This window comes from Klebsiella sp. HMSC16A12, from assembly GCF_001808265.1.
Lineage (GTDB): Bacteria > Pseudomonadota > Gammaproteobacteria > Enterobacterales > Enterobacteriaceae > Klebsiella > Klebsiella pneumoniae.
The window spans coordinates 77,407-99,424 of the sequence record NZ_KV792642.1 but is presented as its reverse complement, the minus strand read 5'-3'; the positions used below and the strand labels follow the sequence as shown (position 1 = coordinate 99,424).

General features: G+C 58.8%; 24 protein-coding genes. 13 read left to right on the top strand and 11 right to left on the bottom strand.

The annotated features are described in order from the left end of the window. The first annotated feature begins 55 nt into the window (after window positions 1-55). The 4 genes from HMPREF3140_RS22210 to HMPREF3140_RS22195 all read left to right on the top strand — a co-directional run bounded on the left by HMPREF3140_RS22210 (window position 56) and on the right by HMPREF3140_RS22195 (window position 5,283). Entirely contained in the window at window positions 56-874 is an 819-nt protein-coding gene (locus HMPREF3140_RS22210) for a sugar phosphate isomerase/epimerase family protein (protein WP_002891476.1), read from the top strand. A 10-nt stretch (window positions 875-884) separates the two neighbouring features. Continuing rightward, on the top strand, window positions 885-2,249 hold the full coding sequence (locus HMPREF3140_RS22205) for an MFS transporter (protein ID WP_032410911.1): 1,365 nt from the start codon (window positions 885-887) through the stop codon (window positions 2,247-2,249). Between the two features lie 331 nt (window positions 2,250-2,580). Continuing rightward, the gene (locus HMPREF3140_RS22200) at window positions 2,581-3,759 is read left to right on the top strand and encodes a Gfo/Idh/MocA family protein (RefSeq protein WP_004191717.1); all 1,179 of its coding nucleotides are present in this window, start codon (window positions 2,581-2,583) and stop codon (window positions 3,757-3,759) included. 159 nt (window positions 3,760-3,918) lie between these two features. Then, window positions 3,919-5,283, top strand: coding sequence for an MFS transporter (locus tag HMPREF3140_RS22195; protein WP_004144660.1), 1,365 nt, complete (start codon window positions 3,919-3,921; stop codon window positions 5,281-5,283). Between the two features lie 43 nt (window positions 5,284-5,326). On the opposite strand, the gene HMPREF3140_RS22190 is transcribed toward HMPREF3140_RS22195, so the two are convergent. After that, on the bottom strand, window positions 5,327-5,818 hold the full coding sequence (locus HMPREF3140_RS22190) for a YajQ family cyclic di-GMP-binding protein (RefSeq protein ID WP_002891465.1): 492 nt from the start codon (window positions 5,816-5,818) through the stop codon (window positions 5,327-5,329). 191 nt (window positions 5,819-6,009) lie between these two features. Between HMPREF3140_RS22190 and panE the strand changes: the two genes are divergently transcribed. From panE to HMPREF3140_RS22175, 3 genes are read left to right on the top strand one after another with little or no spacing between them, the layout of a single operon-like run. After that, the gene (panE, locus tag HMPREF3140_RS22185; RefSeq protein WP_004191719.1) at window positions 6,010-6,921 is read left to right on the top strand and encodes a 2-dehydropantoate 2-reductase; all 912 of its coding nucleotides are present in this window, start codon (window positions 6,010-6,012) and stop codon (window positions 6,919-6,921) included. Then, window positions 6,884-7,477 (top strand): protein deglycase YajL, encoded by a 594-nt coding sequence (gene yajL / locus HMPREF3140_RS22180; RefSeq protein ID WP_023279242.1) that lies wholly within the window; start codon window positions 6,884-6,886, stop codon window positions 7,475-7,477. Before panE ends, yajL begins: the two co-directional genes overlap by 38 nt. A gap of 50 nt (window positions 7,478-7,527) precedes the next feature. Continuing rightward, window positions 7,528-8,004 carry an SRPBCC family protein gene (locus HMPREF3140_RS22175; RefSeq protein ID WP_004177263.1) on the top strand — a complete coding sequence of 159 codons (477 nt, stop codon included), beginning with the start codon at window positions 7,528-7,530 and terminating at the stop codon, window positions 8,002-8,004. Between the two features lie 66 nt (window positions 8,005-8,070). Here HMPREF3140_RS22175 and thiI read toward each other — a convergent pair whose 3' ends face one another. Further along, window positions 8,071-9,519, bottom strand: coding sequence for a tRNA uracil 4-sulfurtransferase ThiI (gene thiI / locus HMPREF3140_RS22170; RefSeq protein WP_004151340.1), 1,449 nt, complete (start codon window positions 9,517-9,519; stop codon window positions 8,071-8,073). Between the two features lie 181 nt (window positions 9,520-9,700). Here thiI and xseB point away from each other — a divergent pair, with 181 nt between their 5' ends. Genes xseB through HMPREF3140_RS22150 form a run of 4 tightly spaced genes read left to right on the top strand, consistent with a single transcriptional unit; the run spans window position 9,701 to window position 13,759 of the window. Continuing rightward, complete coding sequence (gene xseB / locus HMPREF3140_RS22165) at window positions 9,701-9,943, top strand: exodeoxyribonuclease VII small subunit (protein ID WP_002891398.1); 243 nt, start codon at window positions 9,701-9,703, stop codon at window positions 9,941-9,943. Further along, the gene (ispA, locus tag HMPREF3140_RS22160; protein ID WP_021312310.1) at window positions 9,944-10,843 is read left to right on the top strand and encodes a (2E,6E)-farnesyl diphosphate synthase; all 900 of its coding nucleotides are present in this window, start codon (window positions 9,944-9,946) and stop codon (window positions 10,841-10,843) included. It begins immediately after the preceding gene. Between the two features lie 18 nt (window positions 10,844-10,861). Continuing rightward, window positions 10,862-12,724, top strand: coding sequence for a 1-deoxy-D-xylulose-5-phosphate synthase (gene dxs / locus HMPREF3140_RS22155; protein ID WP_004144655.1), 1,863 nt, complete (start codon window positions 10,862-10,864; stop codon window positions 12,722-12,724). A 60-nt stretch (window positions 12,725-12,784) separates the two neighbouring features. After that, window positions 12,785-13,759: an aldo/keto reductase gene (locus tag HMPREF3140_RS22150; RefSeq protein ID WP_004147313.1), complete on the top strand. Its 975-nt coding sequence runs from the start codon at window positions 12,785-12,787 to the stop codon at window positions 13,757-13,759. A gap of 45 nt (window positions 13,760-13,804) precedes the next feature. Here the strand turns inward: HMPREF3140_RS22150 and pgpA are convergent, their stop codons facing one another. From pgpA to nrdR, 6 genes are all read right to left on the bottom strand, one after another. Continuing rightward, window positions 13,805-14,308 carry a phosphatidylglycerophosphatase A gene (gene pgpA, locus HMPREF3140_RS22145; protein WP_077270464.1) on the bottom strand — a complete coding sequence of 168 codons (504 nt, stop codon included), beginning with the start codon at window positions 14,306-14,308 and terminating at the stop codon, window positions 13,805-13,807. Next, the gene (gene thiL / locus HMPREF3140_RS22140) at window positions 14,301-15,272 is read right to left on the bottom strand and encodes a thiamine-phosphate kinase (RefSeq protein ID WP_004178737.1); all 972 of its coding nucleotides are present in this window, start codon (window positions 15,270-15,272) and stop codon (window positions 14,301-14,303) included. Before thiL ends, pgpA begins: the two co-directional genes overlap by 8 nt. Window positions 15,273-15,343: 71 nt before the next feature. Continuing rightward, on the bottom strand, window positions 15,344-15,763 hold the full coding sequence (gene nusB / locus HMPREF3140_RS22135) for a transcription antitermination factor NusB (RefSeq protein ID WP_002891356.1): 420 nt from the start codon (window positions 15,761-15,763) through the stop codon (window positions 15,344-15,346). Window positions 15,764-15,782: 19 nt separating this feature from the next. Beyond that, window positions 15,783-16,253 carry a 6,7-dimethyl-8-ribityllumazine synthase gene (gene ribE, locus HMPREF3140_RS22130; RefSeq protein ID WP_001021161.1) on the bottom strand — a complete coding sequence of 157 codons (471 nt, stop codon included), beginning with the start codon at window positions 16,251-16,253 and terminating at the stop codon, window positions 15,783-15,785. A gap of 87 nt (window positions 16,254-16,340) precedes the next feature. Then, complete coding sequence (ribD, locus tag HMPREF3140_RS22125) at window positions 16,341-17,444, bottom strand: bifunctional diaminohydroxyphosphoribosylaminopyrimidine deaminase/5-amino-6-(5-phosphoribosylamino)uracil reductase RibD (RefSeq protein ID WP_004144650.1); 1,104 nt, start codon at window positions 17,442-17,444, stop codon at window positions 16,341-16,343. A 3-nt stretch (window positions 17,445-17,447) separates the two neighbouring features. Then, entirely contained in the window at window positions 17,448-17,897 is a 450-nt protein-coding gene (nrdR, locus tag HMPREF3140_RS22120; protein WP_002890417.1) for a transcriptional regulator NrdR, read from the bottom strand. A 147-nt stretch (window positions 17,898-18,044) separates the two neighbouring features. Here nrdR and HMPREF3140_RS22115 point away from each other — a divergent pair, with 147 nt between their 5' ends. Next, entirely contained in the window at window positions 18,045-18,584 is a 540-nt protein-coding gene (locus HMPREF3140_RS22115) for a SadB/YajI family lipoprotein (protein ID WP_002890414.1), read from the top strand. Window positions 18,585-18,882: 298 nt separating this feature from the next. Continuing rightward, window positions 18,883-19,767 (top strand): nucleoside-specific channel-forming protein Tsx, encoded by an 885-nt coding sequence (locus tag HMPREF3140_RS22110; RefSeq protein ID WP_070553114.1) that lies wholly within the window; start codon window positions 18,883-18,885, stop codon window positions 19,765-19,767. A 54-nt stretch (window positions 19,768-19,821) separates the two neighbouring features. Here the strand turns inward: HMPREF3140_RS22110 and HMPREF3140_RS22105 are convergent, their stop codons facing one another. The 3 genes from HMPREF3140_RS22105 to secF all read right to left on the bottom strand — a co-directional run bounded on the left by HMPREF3140_RS22105 (window position 19,822) and on the right by secF (window position 22,014). Further along, entirely contained in the window at window positions 19,822-20,517 is a 696-nt protein-coding gene (locus HMPREF3140_RS22105; RefSeq protein WP_004144646.1) for a helix-turn-helix transcriptional regulator, read from the bottom strand. A gap of 23 nt (window positions 20,518-20,540) precedes the next feature. Beyond that, window positions 20,541-20,906 carry a VOC family protein gene (locus HMPREF3140_RS22100; protein ID WP_021312311.1) on the bottom strand — a complete coding sequence of 122 codons (366 nt, stop codon included), beginning with the start codon at window positions 20,904-20,906 and terminating at the stop codon, window positions 20,541-20,543. Window positions 20,907-21,042: 136 nt separating this feature from the next. Beyond that, window positions 21,043-22,014, bottom strand: a complete 972-nt coding sequence (gene secF, locus HMPREF3140_RS22095) for a protein translocase subunit SecF (RefSeq protein ID WP_002890403.1) — start codon at window positions 22,012-22,014, stop codon at window positions 21,043-21,045. Window positions 22,015-22,018: the final 4 nt, after the last annotated feature.

Below are 22,018 nucleotides of genomic sequence, written 5' to 3'. Positions count from 1 at the left end.
TCCACGAATGGATGCACCCTAACTCTCTTCACCTGTAACTGTACCGGAGCCCTTTATGAACAAGCGTACCCTATCGCTCGCCGCGCTGACCCTGCTCGATGTCCCTCCCCCCGAACAGGTGCGGATTGCGGCCAGAACCGGTTTTACCCACGTTGGGCTGCGACTGCTCCCCGCCACACCGACCGACCCGGACTACGACATGCTGGGCGATACCCCGGCCGTCCGGGCGACGCTCGCCGCGTTGATGGAAACTGGCATCCGCGTGTCGGACGTGGAGATCGTCCGCCTGACCCCCGGGTTTACCCTCGACGATCGGCTGCAGCGTTTTATGGAGACCGCCGCGCGTCTTGGCGCCGGACAGGTGTTAGTCGCCGGCAATGATGACAACCTTCAGCGCAGCGCTGACAACCTCGCCATCCTCGCCGCGGCCGGTCGTCCATTTGGGCTGACCATGAATCTTGAGCCGATGCCCTGGACCCAGTTGCGCAACATCGCCGCAGCGCAAGCACTAATCGCCGCCAGCGGGCGGGAAGACATCGGCATTCTGGTGGACGCTCTCCATTTCTGGCGCGCGGGAGAATCGCTCGCCGCCCTCTCCAGCCTGCCCGCGCATCATCTCAACTATATGCAACTCTGCGATGGCGCGGCGCAGAGGCCGGAGAGCGAGCAGGAACTTATCCGCCAGGCCCGCTCGGCGCGCAACGTGCCGGGGGAAGGCGGTCTGGATCTGCATGGTCTGATGTCGGCCCTGCCGGCGACGCTGCCGGTCTCTCTCGAAGTGCCGCTTGACGGCGAGCAAGGCGCCCTGCCGCCTCTTCAGCGGGCGCAGTTACTGTTCGATGCCGCGCAGCCCTACCTGCGCGCCTGCGCATAAGGAATACGCTATGACACAGACTCAACGCCTGGATGTCAGAGAGTTAATAAATCGTAACCCGCTGAGCCGATTTCAGAAGCTGATTATATTTCTCGGCTTTTGCGTCATCGCTCTCGATGGTTTTGATATCGCGATCATGGGCTTTATCGCCCCGACGCTAAAGCTGGAATGGGGGGTAAGCAACCACCAGCTGGGTCTGGTGATCAGCGCCGCGCTGATCGGCCTCGCGCTGGGGGCGATTTTCTCCGGCCCGCTCGCCGACTGGCTGGGACGTAAGAAAATCATCATCAACAGCGTTTTCTTCTTCGGTTTCTGGACCATCGCCACCGCCTTCTCGCACAACGTAGAACAGATGATGTTCTTTCGCTTTATGACTGGCCTCGGGCTGGGCGCCGCGATGCCGAATATCGGGACGCTGGTGTCGGAATACGCCCCGGAACGCCAGCGTTCATTTATTATCACCGTCATCTTTTGCGGCTTCACCTTCGGCGCGGCGGCGGGAGGATTTTCGGCATCGTGGCTGATCCCCCAGTTTGGCTGGCACTGGCTGATGGCGCTCGGCGGTATTCTGCCGCTGCTGTTTGCCCCCCTGCTCATCTGGCTGCTGCCGGAATCGGTTCGTTTTCTGGTGATCAAACAAGCGCCCGCGGCGCGCATACGCGCCATTCTTAACCGTCTCTATCCCGGACAAATCAGCGACAATGTGAGGTTTATCCTACCGGCGCAGCCAGCGGCCGGCAACGCGATGCGCATTGTCCTCTCCCGCCAGTACGGTTTCGGCTCGCTGATGCTATGGCTGGTCTACTTTATGGGGCTGTTCCTGGTCTATATCCTCGGCAGCTGGCTGCCAACGCTGGTTAAAGCGGTAGGGATGACCGTTAGCCAGGCGGCCATCATGACGGCGATCTACCAGGCGGGCGGCACCCTCGGCTCGTTGTTTGCCGGCTGGCTGATGGACAGGATCAACCCCCATCGCGCGCTGGGGATAATCTACGCCATTGGCGGCCTGTTCACCATGGCGATGGGCTACGCCGCGGGCAGCTTTGCCTTGCTCTGTATGCTGGCGTTTATCAGCGGCGCCTGCCTGAACGGCGCGAATACCGGCATGAACGCCCTCTCCGCCCGCTACTACCCTACACAGGCGCGGGCGACGGGATCCAGCTGGATGCACGGCGTCGGGCGCATCGGCGCCATTCTCAGCGCCTTTGCCGGCGCCGAGATGATGGCGCTCAACCTGCCCTTTGAATGCGTCTTTTTGATCCTCGGTATCCCGGCAGCCCTCACCGTCGCAGGCCTGGCGGCGAAGGGCATCTTTGCGGCCGGTCATCCTCCCGTCGCTTCAACTTCCCCCGCGTCTGTGCGCGGAGCGTCATAGCGGCATCTGGTCCCCGGTGCAATCGGCGGATTGCACCGTCTTCAGCAGCTAATAAAGAAAATTTATTTCACATTTTGTTGAAACGAAAAAACGCCCGCAACAATCTGGACGACTCCGGCAGGCGATATCCCGCCCTCACCTTTTCAACCAAGCGCAAAAGAAACTTTCGCTAATTCGATCCCCCTCGCATATATGGAAAATAAATTCCACAACACAATTGAAACAGAACAAACATTTCCTTAAGTTGAAGTCAGTCTATCCGGATGCGCGTTGCCGCAGGCGTCGGCATTGAGCGCCTCAGAGTGCAAATGATTTCAAAAAGGAGAGCACCATGTTAAACGGCCTGAAACCCTTATCCCGTTCCCTGCGCTGGGGCATGGTCGGCGGCGGGGGAACCAGTCAGATCGGCTACAGCCACCGCTGTGCGGCGCTGCGTGACAATGTTTATACCCTGCTGGCCGGCGCGCTTGACGTCGATGCCGAGCGCGGGCGCGCGTTCGGTGAGCAACTGGGCATCGCGCCGGAGCGCTGCTACGCCGACTACCAGACCCTGTTTCGCGAAGAGGCGCAGCGCCCTGACGGGATCGAGGTCGTCTCGGTCACCACCCCGAACAATACCCATTTCGCCATCACCAAAGCGGCGCTGGAGGCGGGACTCCACGTTATCTGCGAAAAGCCCCTCTGCTTTACCGCCGAAGAGGCGCGCGAGCTGGTGGATCTGAGCAAAAAACAGAACAAAATCGTCGGCGTTACCTACGGCTATGCCGGCTATCAGATGATCCAGCAGGCGCGGCAGATGATTGCCGATGGACTGCTCGGCGAGATCCGCATCGTTAACATGCAATTCGCCCACGGCTTCCATAACCAGGCCGTCGAGCTGCAGGCAGAATCCACCCGCTGGCGAGTAACGCCGAAGTTTGCCGGGCCCAGCTATGTGCTTGGGGATCTGGCCACCCATCCGCTGTTTGTCGCCGAGACCATGGCGCCGCAGCTCAATATCAAACGGCTGATGTGCTCCCGTCAGAGCTTTGTTCCCTCCCGCGCGCCGCTGGAAGATAACGCCTTTGTCCTGATGGAATATGACAATGGCGCGGTTGGCTCGATGTGGACCAGCGCGGTCAACAGCGGCGCCATGCACTCGCAAAAAGTGCGCATCGTCGGCGAAAAAGCAAGCATCGAATGGTGGGATGAGCATCCTAACCAGCTCAGCTATGAGGTGCAGGGCGAGCCGGCGCGCATTCTGGAACGTGGGATGCCCTACCTGTCGCCGAACGCGCTAGCGGATGACCGCATTGGCGGCGGCCATCCGGAAGGGCTGTTCGAAGCCTGGGCCAACCTCTATCGCCGCTATGCGCAGGCGATTGACGCCACGGATCGCGACGATCGCGCCTTCCTGCAAGACTTCTGGTATCCGGACGTCGAAGCCGGGCTGCACGGCGTCTATTGGGTAGAGCAGTGCGTCAAATCGGCTGACGCTGGCAGCCAGTGGGTTGACTTTACTTTACCTTAATTTTCCCCCTCGCCAGTGGAGTCCCCCTCCACTGGTTTATTGATTTTTACCAACTTGTCGCATCGCGCAACAGCCCCGTAATATCTGTTAAACAAACATTTATTTACGCTTCTTACCCCCCGCCGCTACACTAGGCGCAGTTTTTATATTGAGGTGGTAATGAACGATAACAAAATGACGCCAGGGGAACTGCGCGCGACCTGGGGTTTGGGGACAGTATTCTCCCTGCGCATGCTTGGCATGTTTATGGTCCTGCCGGTTCTGACCACGTATGGCATGGCGTTGCAGGGTGCCAGTGAAGCGCTGATTGGCCTGGCGATCGGTATCTACGGCCTGGCGCAGGCGGTGTTCCAGATCCCCTTCGGACTGTTATCTGACCGTATTGGCCGTAAGCCATTGATCGTCGGCGGCCTGCTTATCTTCGTGCTCGGCAGCGTCATCGCCGCGCTCACCGACTCCATCTGGGGCATCATTCTTGGCCGCGCCCTGCAGGGCTCCGGCGCCATCGCCGCCGCGGTTATGGCCCTGCTGTCCGATCTCACCCGCGAACAGAACCGCACCAAAGCGATGGCCTTTATCGGCGTCAGCTTCGGCGTCACCTTCGCCATCGCCATGGTGCTGGGGCCGATTGTCACCCACCAGCTGGGTCTGCACGCGCTGTTCTGGATGATCGCCATCCTGGCGACCGTCGGCATCCTGCTCACCCTGTGGGTGGTGCCCAACAGCCATAACCATGTCCTTAACCGCGAATCCGGGATGGTGAAGGGCTGCTTTAGCAAGGTGCTGGCGGAGCCGCGCCTGCTGAAGCTTAACTTTGGCATCATGTGCCTGCACATTATGCTGATGTCCACTTTTGTCGCCCTGCCCGGACAACTGGAGGCCGCCGGCTTCCCGGCCGCCGAGCACTGGAAGATTTACCTGGTCACCATGGTTATCTCGTTCATCTCGGTGGTGCCGTTTATCATCTACGCCGAAGTGAAGCGCAAGATGAAGCGCGTCTTCCTGCTCTGCGTCGCCATCCTGCTGATTGCGGAAATTGTCCTCTGGGGCGCCGGAGGCTACTTCTGGGAGCTGGTGGCGGGCGTTCAGCTCTTCTTCCTGGCGTTTAACCTGCTGGAAGCGCTGCTGCCGTCGCTAATTAGCAAGGAGTCTCCGGCGGGCTACAAAGGCACCGCGATGGGCGTCTACTCCACCAGCCAGTTTCTCGGCGTGGCGATTGGCGGCGCGCTTGGCGGCTGGGTCGATGGTTTCTTTGATTCGCAAACCGTGTTTCTGCTGGGCGCCCTGCTGGCGATGCTGTGGCTGCTGGTGGCCAGCACCATGAGCGAGCCGCCGTACGTCAGCAGCCTGCGGGTGGAGGTGCCGGACGGCGTGGTGGTCGACAGCGCGCTGCAGGCGCGTCTGCTGAGCGCCAGCGGGGTTCATCAGGCGCTGGTGGTACCCGAGGAGCGTTCGGTGTATATCAAAATCGACAGCAAGGTCACCAACCGCTTCGAGATAGAGCAGCTCATCAAAGGAGTATAAAAAAAGCGGGGAATTCCCCGCTTTTTGCTGTCTGCCCGCCGCCTTAGTCGCGGAAGTTTTTGAACTGGAACGGCTGTCCCAGATCGCCACCGCGCACCAGCGCCATCACCGACTGCAGATCGTCGCGGGACTTACCGGTCACGCGGATCTCTTCACCCTGAATCTGGGCCTGCACTTTCAGCTTGCTGTCTTTGATCAGTTTAACGATCTTCTTCTGCACCGCGCTTTCAATGCCCTGCTTCAGCTTCGCTTCAACAAACCAGGTTTTACCGCTGTGCACGATATCTTCCGGTACGTCGAGGGAGGTGCCTTCAATGCCGCGCTTGAGCAGCTTGGCGCGCAGGATATCCAGCAGCTGGTTCACCTGGAAGTCAGACTCGCTCAGCACTTTAATGGTCTTGTTGGCGTCGTTTAATTCAAAAGTGGCTTCAACGCCACGAAAATCAAAACGCGACTCGACTTCGCGGCTCGCGTTGTCCACCGCGTTACGGGCTTCCTGAAGATCAACTTCAGAGACAATATCGAAAGATGGCATCTTTTCCTCTCCTTCCGTTTCTTTTGCGTTGCATAATACCTGCAACGCGGCATAACTCAACTTGTTATCCCGGAAGCTTAGCTGATTACGCAACGCTCGCGCTATTTTCCCCGTGATGTCCGACGATGCGAAAAGCGACGAGATAGACTTTAGCCATCAGCGCCTGGGATAGCGGCAGATGAGGAGGAACAATGAAAGTAACCGTACTGGGATGCGGTGCGCTGGGACAACTATGGCTGACCGCGTTGTACAAACAGGGACATGAAGTCCAGGGCTGGCTGCGCGTACCGCAGCCATTCTGTAGCGTCAACGTCATTGAAACCGATGGCTCAGTGTTCAACGAATCGCTGACGGCCAACGACCCCGATTTTCTCGCCAGCAGCGAGCTGCTGATCGTCACCTTAAAGGCCTGGCAGGTGTCGAATGCGGTAAAGCACCTGGCCGGGATCCTGCCGGACACCACGCCAATTGTGCTGATTCATAACGGCATGGGCACCGTCGAGGAGCTGCGCGGCGTGAAACAGCCGTTGCTGCTGGCCTCCACGACCCAGGCGGCTCGGCGCGATGGGAATGTCATCATCCACGTTGCCCAGGGCACCACGCATATCGGACCGGCAAAAAGCTACGAGGGGGACTACAGCTATCTCGCAGAAGTTCTGCAGAGCGTGCTGCCGGATGTCGCCTGGCATAACAATATCCACTCGGCCATCTGGCGCAAGCTGGCGGTTAACTGCGTGATTAACCCTCTGACCGCGCTCAAAGGGTGTAAAAACGGCGATCTGCGCGACTATACGCAGGAAGTTGCGGCCATTTGTCGCGAGGTGGCGGCGGTGATGGAGCGCGAAGGTATTCATACCTCGGCGGAAAACCTGCTATTTTATGTCGAACAGGTAATTGAAAGTACGGCAGAAAATATCTCTTCCATGCTGCAGGACGTTCGCGCCCAGCGGCATACAGAGATCGACTACATCACCGGTTTTCTGCTCAACCGCGCCCGCGCCCACGGCGTCGCCGTACCGGAAAACGCCCGCTTATTTGAATTGATCAAGCGTAAGGAGAATGAATATGAGCGCGTCGGCACTGATTTGCCTCGCCCCTGGTAGCGAAGAGACCGAAGCGGTCACCACTATCGACCTGCTGGTCCGCGGCGGAGTAAAGGTGACCACCGCCAGCGTCGCCAGCGACGGCAGCCTGACCATCGTCTGTTCGCGCGGCGTCAAACTGCTGGCGGATGCGCCGCTGGTCGAGGTGGCCGATGGTGATTTCGATATCATCGTCCTCCCGGGCGGTATCAAGGGCGCAGAGTGCTTCCGCGACAGCACGCTACTAGTGGAAACCGTCCGCCAGTTTCATCTCTCTGGGCGCATTGTGGCCGCCATCTGCGCCGCCCCGGCGTCCGTGCTGGTACCCCATAATCTGTTCCCGATCGGCAACATGACCGGTTTTCCGGCGCTGAAGGAACATATCCCCGCCGAGCAGTGGCAGGATAAAAGAGTGGTCTGGGATCCGCGGGTGAATCTGTTAACCAGCCAGGGTCCGGGGACTTCGATTGATTTCGCCCTGAAAATGATCGATCTGCTGGTGGGGCGCGAGAAAGCGTATGAGGTCGCCTCACAGCTGGTGATGGCCGCTGGCATCTATAATTACTACGAAGCCTGATAGCCGGTCCGCGCCGCGGGCTGGCTCCCCTTTTCCTGAGGAGTCGCAGCATGTCCCGGAGCGCAACCGATTCTCGCGATCTTGTAATCAGCCGCCTGCTCAGCGCGCCCGCCCCAGCCCTGTGGCGCGCGTGGGCCGACCCGGCATTACTCCGAACCTGGTGGTGCCCGAAGCCCTGGCAAACCGAGGTTCTGGCCTTTGATTTTCGCGCCGGCGGGGCCTTTCACACCGTGATGCACGGGCCTGACGGTGAACGCAACGATAACCCCGGCTGTTTTCTTGAGGTTATCCCGCAACAAAAAATCGTCATGACCTCGATGCTGACGGCGGATTATCGCCCCGCCGTTTCCCCCTTCGCGATGACGGCCATCATCACCTTTGCCGATGAACAGGTCGGGTGTCGCTATACGGCTACGGTGCTGCATGCCGATGATGAAACCCGCGAGCAGCATGAGCAGATGGGATTTTTCGAGGGCTGGAATATTGTCATCGATCAGCTCAATGACCTGGCGCTGACCCTGCGCTAATATACTCCCCTGCCAATAGTAAAAAGACCTTCCATCAGGGAAGGCCTTTTGCATCATAACAACCTGTTACGGGCGATACACTTTCACGTTGCTGAAGCCCTGCTCGCGCAAATAAAGCGCCTGCAGACGGCTCATCACCCCGCGCTCGCACCACAGCAGCCAGGTTTTGCTCTGATCGAGATCGCCAAATTTGGTGCTTAGCTTGTAGAACGGCAGGGAAACAACCTCAACCCCCTCGACCTTCAGCGGCTTGTCTTCCTGCTCGTCGATGGAGCGAATGTCGAGGATCGCGTCGTTGGCGCCAAAGCCGGTCACGGTTTCCACTTCCACCACCGTCTCTTCCGTCTGCTGGGCGATCTCGCGGATATCGATATTGCTCGCCTCTTCCACCACTTTATCAAGGATGCTGAAATCGAAGTGTTCTTCTTCCGCTTCAATCTTCGCCTTCACCGCCTTCACGGTCGGGCTCTTGGAGATCACGCCGCAATATTCCGGCATGGTGCGGGCAAAATCTTCCGTGCCGATCTCACGCGCCAGGTCGATGATGTGCTCTTTATCGTGCGAAATCAGCGGGCGCAGGATCAGAGTATCGGAGACATTATCGATCAGGCGCAGGTTAGTGAGGGTCTGACTGGAGACCTGGCCGAGCGCTTCGCCGGTGACCAGCGCCTGCACGCCATAGCGTTCCGCGACTTTTGACGCGGCGCGGACCATCATGCGCTTGAGCACGACGCCCATCTGGCCGTCGTCCACTTTTTCAAGGATTTCGCCGACTACTGGCTCAAAGTTAATCGCCACAAAGCGAACGCGGTGTGAGCTGCCGAAGCGGTTCCACAGATAATGCGCAACCTGGCGGACGCCAATCTCATGGGCGGCGCCGCCAAGGTTAAAGAAGCAGTAATGAACGCGGCAGCCGCGGCGCATCAGCATGTAGCTGGAGACGCCGGAGTCAAAGCCGCCGGAGATCAGCGACAGCACATCTTCCTGGGTGCCGATCGGGAAACCGCCGATGCCTTCATAGCGGCCTTTCACCAGCAGCAGGCGATCGTTTTCAATCTCGAGATTGACGGTGACGTCCGGGTCGGTCAGCTTCACGCGCGCCGTTTCAATATGCTGATTCAGACCGCCGCCGACGTAGCGTTCCACTTCAATTGAGGTGAATTCATGTTTGCCGCGACGCTTCACTCGCACGCAGAAGGTTTTGCCTTCCAGCGCCTCGCGCCACAGCGGCAGCGTCTGCTCGAAAATATCGTGCAGCGAGGTGAACGGCACGTCTTCGACTTCCAGAATATGGTGGATGCCGGGGATACGGGTCAGCGCATCGCGAATAGCCGGGCGCTGATTTTCATCTTTCGCGCGAACTTCGATATGATCCCAATGACGGACGACGGCCAGCGTCTCATCATAGTTTTTGAGAACGTTACGAATGTTCCCGGTTAAGATTTTAATGAAGCGCAACCGCACAGATTGGCTTTTGATGGTGATTTCCGGGAACAATTTAATGATAAACTTCATAGCGACAATAGTTCGTTGGCAAGCCCGACGGGGCTATAAGCAAAAGTTGTAAAGCAGCGCACACCGGTGCCTGCATCCTGGGCGCGGAGTATATCACCATTGCGCGTTATTTGCTTACACGCGTGACTTCGTTACCATACCCGGTATTGCCGTCGCGACATAACAAGAGTCTACATTCACTATGCCAAAGAAAAATGAGGCCCCGGCCAGCTTTGAAACTGCTCTGGGCGAACTGGAGCAGATCGTTAACCGTCTGGAAAGCGGCGATTTGCCGTTAGAGGAAGCGCTAAGCGAATTTGAGCGCGGCGTACAGCTGGCGCGCCAGGGGCAAAGTCAGCTGCAGAAGGCCGAACAGCGCGTGCAGATCCTGCTGGCGGATAGTGAAGATTCCCCGACCACGCCTTTTACGCCGGACGCTGAATAAATGGATTTCCCGCAACAATTGCAGGCCTGTGTGGAACAGGCAAACGAAGCGCTGCGCCGTTTCATCTCCCCGCAGCCCTTTCAGAACACTCCGCTGGTGGAAGCGATGCATTATGGCGCATTGTTAGGCGGTAAACGCCTGCGTCCCTTCCTTGTCTACGCCACCGGCGAGATGTTCGGCGTGTGCCGTACCACGCTGGATGCTCCTGCCGCGGCGGTCGAATGCATTCATGCCTACTCCCTGATGCATGATGATTTGCCGGCGATGGATGATGACGATCTGCGCCGCGGCCTGCCGACCTGCCATATTAAATTTGGCGAAGCCAACGCAATTCTTGCGGGAGATGCCCTGCAAACGCTGGCGTTCTCTATACTGAGTGATGCGCCGATGGTCGACGTTCCTGACCGGGACCGGCTGGCGATGGTTTCCGAACTGGCGCAGGCCAGCGGCGTGGCGGGCATGTGCGGCGGCCAGGCGCTGGATCTGCAGGCCGAGGGACAGCAGGTTGATTTACAGGCGCTGGAGCGTATCCATCGCCACAAAACGGGCGCCCTGATCCGCGCCGCCGTCCGGATGGGAGCCCTGAGCGCCGGCGAACGCGGCCGCGCTGCCCTGCCCGCGCTGGATCGCTATGCGGAAAATATCGGTCTTGCCTTCCAGGTCCAGGATGACATTCTCGACGTGGTAGGGGATACTGCGACCCTTGGCAAACGTCAGGGTGCCGACCAGCAATTGGGTAAAAGCACCTATCCCGCCCTCCTGGGTCTTGAGCAAGCCCGGAAGAAAGCGCACGACCTGATCGCTGATGCCCGCCGGTCGTTAGATGAGCTGGCCGCACAATCTCTGGATACTTCGGCACTGGAAGCGCTCGCGAATTACATTATTCAGCGCGATAAATAAACAAAAAATGAGTCTCTGATGAGTTTTGATATTGCCAAATACCCGACCCTGGCGCTGGTAGATTCCACCCAGGAGTTGCGCCTGTTGCCAAAAGAGAGCCTGCCGAAGCTATGTGATGAGCTGCGGCGCTATCTACTGGACAGCGTCAGCCGTTCCAGCGGTCACTTTGCCTCTGGCCTCGGCACGGTGGAACTGACCGTGGCGCTGCACTACGTGTATAACACGCCGTTCGATCGCCTGATCTGGGACGTCGGCCATCAGGCCTACCCGCATAAAATTCTGACCGGTCGCCGGGACAAAATCGGCACCATTCGTCAGAAAGGCGGCCTGCATCCCTTCCCGTGGCGCGGTGAAAGCGAGTATGACGTGCTGAGCGTCGGTCACTCCTCTACTTCCATTTCAGCGGGTATCGGGGTGGCTATCGCCGCCGCGAAAGAGGATAAGCAGCGGCGCGCGGTGTGCGTCATTGGCGACGGGGCGATCACCGCCGGCATGGCGTTTGAGGCGATGAACCACGCCGGGGATATCAAACCCGACCTGCTGGTGGTGCTGAATGACAATGAAATGTCGATTTCCGAGAACGTCGGCGCGCTGAACAATCATCTGGCGCAGCTGCTCTCCGGTAAGCTCTACTCCACCCTGCGCGAAGGGGGCAAAAAGGTCTTCTCCGGGGTGCCGCCGATTAAAGAGCTGCTTAAGCGTACCGAAGAGCATATCAAAGGGATGGTGGTGCCGGGCACGCTGTTTGAAGAGCTGGGCTTTAACTACATTGGCCCGGTGGATGGCCATGACGTGCTCGGTCTGGTCAGCACGCTGAAGAACATGCGCGACCTGAAAGGCCCGCAGTTCCTGCATATTATGACCAAAAAAGGCCGCGGCTATGAGCCCGCCGAGAAAGACCCGATCACCTTCCATGCGGTGCCAAAATTCGACCATACCAGCGGCGTACTGCCCAAAAGCAGCGGCGGCCTCCCTTCCTACTCGAAAATCTTCGGCGACTGGCTGTGTGAAACGGCGGCCAAAGACAACAAGCTGATGGCGATCACGCCGGCGATGCGCGAAGGTTCAGGGATGGTGGAGTTTTCGAAGAAATTCCCCGATCGGTACTTTGACGTCGCCATTGCCGAGCAGCATGCGGTCACCTTCGCCGCCGGGCTGGCGATTGGCGACTACAAGCCGGTGGTGGCGATCTACTCCACCTTCCTGCAGCGAGCCTACGATCAGGTGATCCACGATGTGGCTATCCAGAAGCTGCCGGTGCTGTTTGCTATCGACCGCGCCGGGATCGTCGGCGCAGACGGTCAGACGCATCAGGGAGCGTTCGATCTCTCCTTCCTGCGCTGTATTCCGGATATGGTGGTAATGACCCCGAGCGATGAAAATGAATGTCGCCAGATGCTGTACACCGGCTACCACTACAGCGACGGCCCCTGCGCGGTGCGCTATCCGCGCGGTAGCGGCACCGGCGCGACGCTCGAGCCGCTGGCATCGCTGCCGATCGGCAAAGGGGTGGTGAAACGTCAGGGCGAGAAAATAGCGATCCTCAACTTTGGCACCCTGCTGCCGGAAGCCGCGGCAGTAGCGGACAAACTCAACGCCACCCTGGTGGATATGCGCTTTGTGAAGCCGCTGGATACCGCGCTGATCCTCCAGCTGGCCGGCGAGCACGACGCGCTGGTGACGCTGGAAGAGAACGCCATCATGGGCGGCGCCGGCAGCGGCGTGAACGAAGTGCTGATGGCCCACCGCCGGGCGGTACCGGTGCTCAATATTGGCCTGCCGGATTATTTTATTCCTCAGGGCACTCAGGAAGAGATCCGCGCCGACCTCGGCCTTGATGCCGCCGGTATTGAAGCCAAAATCCGCGACTGGCTGGCATAATTGCCCCTTCCGCTCCTGCTATGCTTAAGGGATACCCTTGATGAATAGCAGGAGCGCACTATGCACTATATCCCCCTCGGTGATACTGCCTTACGTGTTTCCCGACTCTGCCTCGGCTGCATGACCTTCGGCGAGCCGGACCGCGGCAGACACGCCTGGACGCTTCCGGAAGAGAGCAGCCGCCCGCTTATCCAGCACGCCATTGAAGGCGGCATCAACTTCTTCGATACCGCAAATAGCTACTCCGACGGCAGCAGCGAAGAGATCGTTGGCCGCGCCCTGCGCGACTTTGCCCGCCGTGACGAGGTGGTTGTCGCCACCAAGGTGTATCACCAGGTCGGCGATCTGGCGGAAGGACTTTCCCGGGCGCAGATCCTGCGCTCCATCGACGACAGCCTGCGCCGTCTCGGGATGGACTATGTCGACCTGCTGCAGATCCACCGCTGGGACTATACCACCCCGATTGAAGAGACGCTCGAAGCGCTGGACGAGGTGGTGAAAGCCGGCAAAGCGCGCTATATCGGCGCCTCGTCCATGCATGCCCGACAGTTTGCCCAGGCGCTGGCGCTCCAGCAGCAGAACGGCTGGGCGCGCTTCGTTACCATGCAGGATCACTACAACCTGATTTACCGGGAAGAAGAGAATGAGATGCTGCCCCTGTGCCAACGTAACGGCGTAGCGGTGATCCCATGGAGTCCGCTGGCGCGCGGCAGGCTAACCCGCCCCTGGGGTGAGACCACCGCCCGGCTGGTCTCAGATGAGTTCGGCAAATCGCTGTACAGCGCCAGTGAAGAAAACGATGCGCAGATCGCCGGGAATCTCGCGGACGTGGCGGAAGAACTCGACGCCAGCCGCGCCCAGGTCGCCCTCGCCTGGCTGTTAAGCAAACCCGGCGTCGCCGCGCCGATTATCGGCCCGTCGCGTCAGGAACAGCTTGATGATCTGCTGCAGGCGGTGGATTTGACGCTCTCCCCGGAACAGATCGACAAGCTGGAGGCGCCGTATCAGCCGCATCCGGTGGTGGGATTTAAGTGAAGGGCGTGGTTTCCCCGGCAGCGTAGCGTTGCCGGGGAGAGGCGGTTAAAGCAGACCGATGGGCCAGTGATGGCCAATGACGTACAGCACGCCAGCGGAGATCACGCCGGCGACGATGTCGTCGACCATAATCCCCATTCCGCCGTGGATATTGCGATCAAACCAGCGAATTGGCCACGGCTTCCACATATCGAAGATACGGAAAATCACGAAGCCGGCGGCCACCCACTGCCAGTCCAGGGTCGGCAGCGCCATCAGGGTGATCCACATCCCGACGAACTCGTCCCAGACGATGCTGCCGTGGTCATGGGTGCCCATATCTTTGGCCGTGCGATGGCACAGATAGACGCCGATACAGATGCTCATCATCACCACCAGCGAGTAAAGCTGCCAGGGGAGAAAGGTCATCAGATACCAGAACGGGATCGCCGCCAGCGAGCCCATCGTCCCCGGCACCACCGGGCTTAAGCCGCTACCAAAGCCGGTCGCCAGCAGATGCCACGGATTACGCATACTCAGGCGGCCAAGCGCCTCGTCTCGACTACGCAAAGTGATCGTATCCCTTTAAATCAAGCGCGACCGGCTTACCGTCGCGAATAAACTGCAGCCCTTCGCTCTCCGGCGCAATCTGTCCGATACAGGTAAAACGCGCGCCAAGATGGCCAAGAGCCACGTCCAGCGCCCCGCGGTTCAGCTCCGGTACGGTAAAGCACAGCTCGTAATCTTCCCCGCCGGCGAGCGCCCAGCGCAGCGCCTGCTCAGAATCAACCTGGCGCAGCATCGCATCGGAGTACGGCATGGCATCGAGATCGATACGTGCGCCGCAGCCGCTGGCTTTAAGAATATGGCCCAGATCGGAGATCAGTCCGTCGGAAAGATCGATAGCCGATGTCGCCAGGTCACGCAGCGCCTGGCCCTGCAGCACGCGCGGCATCGGCCGCAGATGACGGGCCAGCAGGTAGTCGGCGTCAGACGGTTCATCCACCGTTAGACGATTCTGCAGTACAGCCAGACCGGCGGCGCTATCTCCCGGAGTGCCGGTAACATAGATCCAGTCCCCCGGCTTCGCGCCAGCGCGTTTCATGGCGCGTCCCGGCGGCACAAAGCCGTGGATACCCAGCGTCATGGAGAGCGGGCCACGGGTAGTGTCGCCGCCAATCAGTTGCATATCGTAATAGTCCAGCTGGACAAACAGGCTGTCGCTGAAGGCTTCCAGCCAGACTTCATCCACCTCCGGCAAGGTCAGCGCCAGCGTGAGCCACGCCGGTTCCGCGCCCATCGCCGCGAGGTCGCTCAGGTTCACCGCCAGCGCTTTATAAGCGAGGTCGGCAGGGTCGATATCGGGTAAGAAGTGATTGCCCGCCACCAGGGTGTCGGTGCTGATTGCCAGCGTTTTTTTCTCGGGAATATGCAGGAGCGCGCAGTCATCGCCGATGCCGGTTTCAACATCAAGGCGGGCGCTTTTAACGCGATCAAAATAACGGGCAATCAGGGAGAATTCGCCGCATGCCATACGTTATGCCTCAGCAAAATAATAAATAAGGCCGGGCTGCGAGGCGACCCTCGCAAAACCCGGCCTGCAGTTTACTTCTTGTGGGGACGAATTACCGGAGCCGCTTTGTCCAGCACGCCGTTAACGAACTTGTGGCTATCTTCAGCGCCGAAGGTTTTCGCCAGTTCGATAGCTTCATTGATGGCCACTTTATACGGTACGTCATCACGTTTGGACAGCTCAAACAGCGCGATACGCAGCACCGCTTTTTCAACCTGGCCCAGCTCTTCCAGCTGGCGGGACAGGTAGGGCTTCATCAGGCCGTCGAGGTACGCGCTGTTAGTCGCCACTCCGGACAGCAGTTCGCGGAAATACAGAACATCAACATCTTTTACGTCCTGTTCCGCCAGGAACTGGTATTCGACATCAGCGATGTCGTTGTGGGACAACTGCCAGGAGTAGAGCGCCTGAACGGCACACTCACGGGCGCGGCGACGAGCAGCAGGTTTCACGGAATTCCCCTTACAAAAATCAGGCCTTGATGGCTTTCAATACGTTAATCATTTCCAGCGCGGTCAGCGCAGCTTCTGCGCCTTTGTTACCGGCTTTGGTGCCAGCGCGCTCAATGGCTTGTTCAATACTTTCAGTGGTCAGAACACCAAAGGCTACCGGGATTTCGCTGTCCTGAGCGACATGCGCCAGGCCATTGCTGGCACCGCCTGCCACATATTCAAAGTGGGCGGTACCGCCGCGAATCACCGTCCCCAGCGCGATCACCGCGTCATATTTACCGGTTTTCGCCAGTGCGCCAGCCGCCAGCGGCAGCTCATACGCGCCTGGAACCCAAACGACGGTGATGTTTTCATCTTTTACCTGACCAATGCGTTTCAGGGCGTCAATCGCGCCTTCCAGCAGGCTGTCATTGATAAAGTTGTTGAAACGCGCAATGGTGATGGCGACGCGAGCGTCCGGGGTAGCAACGTTAGCTTCAATAATGTTCATACTCTTCCTTCGGGTTCATGTGCCCCGCAAGGGGGGCGGATTTTATCATATTATTCTGAGCGCTGCTTCCTAATAATCAGGAAAGCCTCACGCAGTGGTTAAATGCAGGCAGACATCCGGGCCAACCTGACGTATCTCATTGAATTTAAAATGGGGGGCCTGGCTCAGCTCTTCAAGCCCCGGCAGCGCGCATAATCCACGCGCCGCATTGCCTAACAGTTTAGGCGCAATATAGACGATAAGCTCGTCGACCAGACCCGCCTGCAGCAGCGCCCCGGCAAGCGTAGCCCCTGCCTCAACCCAGACGCTGTTGATCTGCTGTTTGCCAAGCAGCATCATCAGCAGCACCAGATCGAGATGGCCGTTATGCTCCGGAACCAGCAGCGTGCGGGCGCTTTCCGGCCACTGCCGTTCATCGGCGCGCAGGCGGGCAAACAGCGTTTCCCCCGCCTGCTGCACAATACGATGCTCAGGCGTGACGCGGTTCTGGCTGTCGATGACGACGCGCAGCGGCTGGCGCAAATTCTCTTCGGGATAAAGCGCCTGGGTATCGGCGCTCAGCTCCTGCCAGCGCACGGTCAGCGCCGGATCGTCCGCCAGCACGGTGGCGCTGCTGGTCAGGATGGCATGGCTCTGGGCGCGCAGACGCTGCACGTCGCGTCGCGCCTGCGGGGAGGTGATCCACTGGCTTTCGCCGCTGGCCATCGCCGTGCGGCCGTCCAGCGAGGCGCCCAGCTTCAGCTGCACCCAGGGAAAACCGGTGCGCATCCGCTTCAGAAAGCCCTTATTCAGCGCTTCCGCTTCGTTCATCATCAGCCCATGGCTGACCTCAATGCCGGCCTGCTGCAGGCGATACAAACCGCGCCCTGCCACCTGCGGGTTCGGATCCTGCATCGCGGCGACCACGCGGCTGACGCCGGCGGCAATCAGCGCATCGCAGCATGGCGGCGTACGGCCATGGTGGCTGCAGGGCTCAAGAGTGACGTAGGCGGTGGCGCCGCGCGCCTTTTCGCCAGCCATGCGCAGGGCGTGCACTTCAGCATGCGGCTCGCCGGCGCGATAGTGAAACCCCTCGCCGACGATCTCGCCGTCTTTCACAATGACGCAGCCGACGTTAGGGTTAGGATGGGTAGTAAAGCGACCGCGCGCGGCAAGCTTCAGCGCACGCGCCATGTACATTTCGTCCTGCATGGCTTAGTCCTGTAAGCGGGCGATCTCTTCGCCGAATTCTTTAATATCTTCGAAGCTGCGATAGACCGACGCGAAGCGAATATAGGCGACTTTATCCAGCTTTTTCAGCTGCTCCATCACCAGGTTGCCGATCATTTTGCTGGCCACTTCGCGCTCGCCGGTGCCGCGCAGATGAGTCTTGATATGGTTGACCGCCATTTCCACGTCGTCGGCGCTAACCGGACGTTTCTCCAGCGCTTTCAGCATCCCGCTGCGCAGCTTGTCTTCGTTGAAGGGTTCGCGCACATCGTTACTCTTCACCACCCGCGGCATCACCAGCTCCGCCACTTCGAAGGTGGTAAAGCGTTCGTTACAGACCAGGCACTGCCGACGGCGACGCACGGAAGAGCCTTCCCCCACCAGACGAGAGTCGATCACTTTGGTATCCACGGCGAAACAGAAAGGGCAATGCATAGCGCGTCCTGACAGGTAGTTAAACTGAAGAGTAGTTTACCGCGAAGTGACCGGACTACAAAGAAAGAGCTTTTGAGACAAAGGATCTATGGGAGATGAGGCCGGTTTGGCTACCATTAAGCATCCTCTGTAAACGGAATCCTGACCATGACAAGACGTTACCTGAAGCTCGCCATCGCGGGCTGCCTGTTCACCCTGACCGCCTGCGCCCAGCAAAGCGAAATCCGCCAGATGCACCAGAGCGTGAGTACGCTGAGCCAGGAGATGACCCAGCTCAACCAGCAAACGATCAAAATCACCCAGCAAAACGCACTGAACGCCAAATCCACCCGCGGCGTCTATCTGCTGCCGGAGGCCAAGACCCCGGCGCGGCTGGAGAGCCAGATCGGCACCCTGCGCATGTCGGTGGGCAGTATTACCCCGGATGGCGATGGGTCACGCCTGACCTTACGCATTCAGGGCGAATCCAACGATCCGCTGCCGGCCTTTACCGCCACCGTCGCTTCCGGACAGATCACCGGCACCACCCACAGCTATCAGGAAGTCAATGTTCAGGATCAGCTGATTAGCGCGCCGGCCAGCACCCTCGCCCCCAGCGATGTCGATATCCCGTTGCGCCTCAATGTAACGCCAGATAAAGTCGGTTTTATTCGCGTACATGATATCCAGCCCGCCGCCGCCCAGTAAGCCTTCAGCCGGGCCTGCCCCGCCCGGCTACGTCCTGCCCCGTCTTTCTTATCCACTTACAACTTTTCGCAAGAGTTCATTAGAAATCGTTCTGCAGCGCGATTTTCAGTAGCATTTTGTCAAGAAATGCATAGAATCGTGAACGCAATCGATTACGCATGTTCTGGTTATGTGAAACAACACGTATTTTTGTGAGCAATGATTCCTATAATAGACCCCCACAGAAAGACGAAATATTTAGAAACGCTTCGGCACTTCTTTTAACGCCTTCAGGCTCAATTTAAACAGTGGCATTACTATGAAAAAAACATTACTGGCAGCGGGTGCGGTTGTGGCGCTCTCCACTACTTTTGCCGCCGGCGCGGCAGAAAACGACAAACCGCAGTATCTGTCTGACTGGTGGCACCAGAGTGTTAACGTGGTGGGCAGCTACCACACCCGTTTTGGACCGCAGATCCGTAACGATACCTACCTGGAATACGAAGCGTTCGCCAAAAAAGACTGGTTTGATTTCTACGGCTATATCGATGCCCCGGTATTCTTCGGCGGCAACAGCACGGCAAAAGGTATCTGGAACAAAGGTTCCCCGCTGTTTATGGAGATCGAACCGCGTTTCTCTATCGATAAGCTGACCAATACCGACCTGAGCTTCGGGCCGTTCAAAGAATGGTATTTCGCCAACAACTATATCTACGATATGGGCCGCAACGACTCCCAGGAGCAGAGCACCTGGTATATGGGTCTGGGTACCGATATCGATCCCGGCCTGCCAATGAGCCTGTCGCTGAACGTCTACGCCAAGTACCAGTGGCAGAACTACGGCGCGTCCAACGAAAACGAATGGGACGGCTATCGCTTCAAAGTGAAATACTTTGTGCCGCTGACCGACCTGTGGGGCGGTTCGCTGAGCTACATCGGCTTCACCAACTTCGACTGGGGTTCTGACCTCGGCGATGACAACTTCTACGATCTGAACGGGAAGCACGCGCGCACCAGCAACTCTATCGCCTCCAGCCACATCCTGGCGCTGAACTACGCGCACTGGCACTACTCTATCGTCGCCCGTTACTTCCATAACGGCGGCCAGTGGGCTGATGATGCGAAGCTGAACTTCGGCGATGGTCCGTTCAGCGTTCGCTCGACCGGCTGGGGTGGTTACTTCGTGGTCGGCTACAACTTCTGATTGCTGATACAGCAAGACAGCGCCCGGGCCGCAGCTCCTGCTGCCCGGGCTTTTTTATTTCTCCCGCACCTCGCACCGGACCTTGCGCAGAAAATCGCTTAACGAGCGGTCGGCGCACTCGCTGAATCGACGTTCGGTCCTTCTGACCTCCAGACAACGGTCGAGGCGAAAATTGCGGTAATCATTGCGCAGTTCGCACCAGGCCACCAACAGCCAGCGTTCGCCCCAGAAAAACAGCCCCAGGGGCAGCACTTCACGCCACGTCACCTGACCGGATTCATCCTGGTAGTGAAGCTGTAATACCTGCTGATTGGATACGGCCTGGTGGATAACGTCAAAATGGGTTTTAGCATAGCGATGCGCGCCAAGGTCAGGGGCAAACAGGCGAGTCTGCTCCGCCTGGCGCCGACGCGCCTCCGGCAGGATCGCCAGCATTTTTTCCTGGGCGGACTCCAGCGACTGCGACAGCGCCTCACCGCCCCAGGTTTTTAGCAGCCGAATCGCAGCGATCAGCGCCTCGGATTCTTTGGTGGTCAGCATCAGCGGCGGCAGATCGTAGCCCGCCAGCAGCCGGTAGCCGCTGCCCGCTTCGCCCTCCACCGGTACGCCGGAGAGGGAGAGATCGCGAATATCGCGATAGACGGTACGCTCCGACACGCCCAACCGCTCCGCCAGCAGCGCAGCGGTAGTGAGCCGCCTACCGCGCAGGATCTGCACAATCTGAAATAAACGGTCGGCGCGTCGGGTCATGTCTCACTTCACAAAAGTTAAGGTTAAGCCGGCTGGTGCAGGCCGACGCGGTTGCCCTCGCTGTCGGTAAACAGGGCGATGGTGCCAATATCATTCGGCAGCGTCAGCGGGCCGAAGACACAGGTCCCACCCGCCGAGGCAACGCGCTCCAGCGTGGCGGCAAGATGATCAGTATGCAGATAAATAATAGCGCCCTGCGCCGAGGGCGCGATACCTTCAAATTTGGCCAGCGCGCCGCCGGGGGCCGGATCCTGATGCGGGAACACCGCCAGCTCGGCGCAGTCCATGGTTTCGCGACGCAGCGACACTTGCATCACCGGCTCATAAAACGCGACGGCGCGATCCATATCGGCGACCGGAATTTCAAACCAGTTAATCACGTTGTTCATACTTCCTCCTGCTCGTTAGTGAGTTCAGAGGCAGTGTATGGGAGGGCTCCTGACAGCATACTGTCAGCAGGTTTTGTCGCGGGCAAAAAAATCCCGGCCGCAAGGGCCGGGATTGCTTTATCTCAACTGAACTCTATTACGGCAGAATGGACGGCTGATCCGCCCCTTCTTTTTCGACCTTCTGCTGGATCAGATGCTCGCGCTTCATGCCCAGCTTCAACGCCAGCGCGGACGCGACGTAGATAGAAGAAGCCGTACCGATGGAAACACCGATCAGCATGGTCAGCGAGAAGCCTTCCAGAATCGGGCCGCCGAACAGGAACAGCATCAGGATCACCATCAAAGTGGTACCAGAGGTGATCAAGGTACGGTGCAGCGTCTGGGTCAACGACACGTTAAAGATCTCATACGGCGTACCGCGACGGATCTTACGGAAGTTTTCACGGATACGGTCCGATACCACGATACTGTCGTTCAGCGAGTAGCCGATAACCGACATCAACGAGGCCACGATGGTCAGGTCGATCTCGATATGGAACAGCGACAGCACGCCCATGGTGATCACCACGTCGTGCGCCAGGGCGATAACCACCCCGGCGGCCAGACGCCATTCGAAGCGGAAGCCGACGTAGATCAGGATACAGACCAGCGCCGCAATCAGCGCCAGGGCGCCGGTTTGCGCGAGGTCCGCGCCGACGCTCGGGCCGACAAACTCAATACGCTTCACTGCCGCATTCTGGCTGGTCGATTCGTTAATCACCGTCACGACCTTGCTGCCCAGCTCCTGGCTGCCGTTGGCGTCATGCACCGGCGGCATACGTACCATGATGTCGCGGCTGCTGCCAAAGTTCTGCACCTGCGGCTCTTCAAAGCCCGCTTTCTGCAGGGAATCGCGCATCTGGTCCAGATCGACCGGTTTCTCAAGGGTAATTTCAATCACCGTACCGCCGGTGAAATCGAGCCCCCAGTTAAACCCGCGAACGCCGATGATGGCGATCGACACAATCAGCAGAAAACCTGAAATGCCGAAGGCCCAGTAGTCCCAGCGCATAAAGTCCCAGACTTTACGGCCGTGGTTCAATTGTTCAACAGTATATTCCTGTGCCACAACG

What these genes read in the sequence shown, in the direction of transcription:
- HMPREF3140_RS22210 (WP_002891476.1), top strand. Translation starts at nt 56, where the DNA reads ATGAACAAGCGTACCCTATCGCTCGCCGCGCTGACCCTGCTCGATGTC.
- HMPREF3140_RS22205 (WP_032410911.1), top strand. Translation starts at nt 885, where the DNA reads ATGACACAGACTCAACGCCTGGATGTCAGAGAGTTAATAAATCGTAAC.
- HMPREF3140_RS22200 (WP_004191717.1), top strand. Translation starts at nt 2,581, where the DNA reads ATGTTAAACGGCCTGAAACCCTTATCCCGTTCCCTGCGCTGGGGCATG.
- HMPREF3140_RS22195 (WP_004144660.1), top strand. Translation starts at nt 3,919, where the DNA reads ATGAACGATAACAAAATGACGCCAGGGGAACTGCGCGCGACCTGGGGT.
- HMPREF3140_RS22190 (WP_002891465.1), bottom strand. Translation starts at nt 5,818, where the DNA reads ATGCCATCTTTCGATATTGTCTCTGAAGTTGATCTTCAGGAAGCCCGT.
- panE (WP_004191719.1), top strand. Translation starts at nt 6,010, where the DNA reads ATGAAAGTAACCGTACTGGGATGCGGTGCGCTGGGACAACTATGGCTG.
- yajL (WP_023279242.1), top strand. Translation starts at nt 6,884, where the DNA reads ATGAGCGCGTCGGCACTGATTTGCCTCGCCCCTGGTAGCGAAGAGACC.
- HMPREF3140_RS22175 (WP_004177263.1), top strand. Translation starts at nt 7,528, where the DNA reads ATGTCCCGGAGCGCAACCGATTCTCGCGATCTTGTAATCAGCCGCCTG.
- thiI (WP_004151340.1), bottom strand. Translation starts at nt 9,519, where the DNA reads ATGAAGTTTATCATTAAATTGTTCCCGGAAATCACCATCAAAAGCCAA.
- xseB (WP_002891398.1), top strand. Translation starts at nt 9,701, where the DNA reads ATGCCAAAGAAAAATGAGGCCCCGGCCAGCTTTGAAACTGCTCTGGGC.
- ispA (WP_021312310.1), top strand. Translation starts at nt 9,944, where the DNA reads ATGGATTTCCCGCAACAATTGCAGGCCTGTGTGGAACAGGCAAACGAA.
- dxs (WP_004144655.1), top strand. Translation starts at nt 10,862, where the DNA reads ATGAGTTTTGATATTGCCAAATACCCGACCCTGGCGCTGGTAGATTCC.
- HMPREF3140_RS22150 (WP_004147313.1), top strand. Translation starts at nt 12,785, where the DNA reads ATGCACTATATCCCCCTCGGTGATACTGCCTTACGTGTTTCCCGACTC.
- thiL (WP_004178737.1), bottom strand. Translation starts at nt 15,272, where the DNA reads ATGGCATGCGGCGAATTCTCCCTGATTGCCCGTTATTTTGATCGCGTT.
- ribE (WP_001021161.1), bottom strand. Translation starts at nt 16,253, where the DNA reads ATGAACATTATTGAAGCTAACGTTGCTACCCCGGACGCTCGCGTCGCC.
- ribD (WP_004144650.1), bottom strand. Translation starts at nt 17,444, where the DNA reads ATGCAGGACGAAATGTACATGGCGCGTGCGCTGAAGCTTGCCGCGCGC.
- nrdR (WP_002890417.1), bottom strand. Translation starts at nt 17,897, where the DNA reads ATGCATTGCCCTTTCTGTTTCGCCGTGGATACCAAAGTGATCGACTCT.
- HMPREF3140_RS22115 (WP_002890414.1), top strand. Translation starts at nt 18,045, where the DNA reads ATGACAAGACGTTACCTGAAGCTCGCCATCGCGGGCTGCCTGTTCACC.
- HMPREF3140_RS22110 (WP_070553114.1), top strand. Translation starts at nt 18,883, where the DNA reads ATGAAAAAAACATTACTGGCAGCGGGTGCGGTTGTGGCGCTCTCCACT.
- HMPREF3140_RS22105 (WP_004144646.1), bottom strand. Translation starts at nt 20,517, where the DNA reads ATGACCCGACGCGCCGACCGTTTATTTCAGATTGTGCAGATCCTGCGC.
- HMPREF3140_RS22100 (WP_021312311.1), bottom strand. Translation starts at nt 20,906, where the DNA reads ATGAACAACGTGATTAACTGGTTTGAAATTCCGGTCGCCGATATGGAT.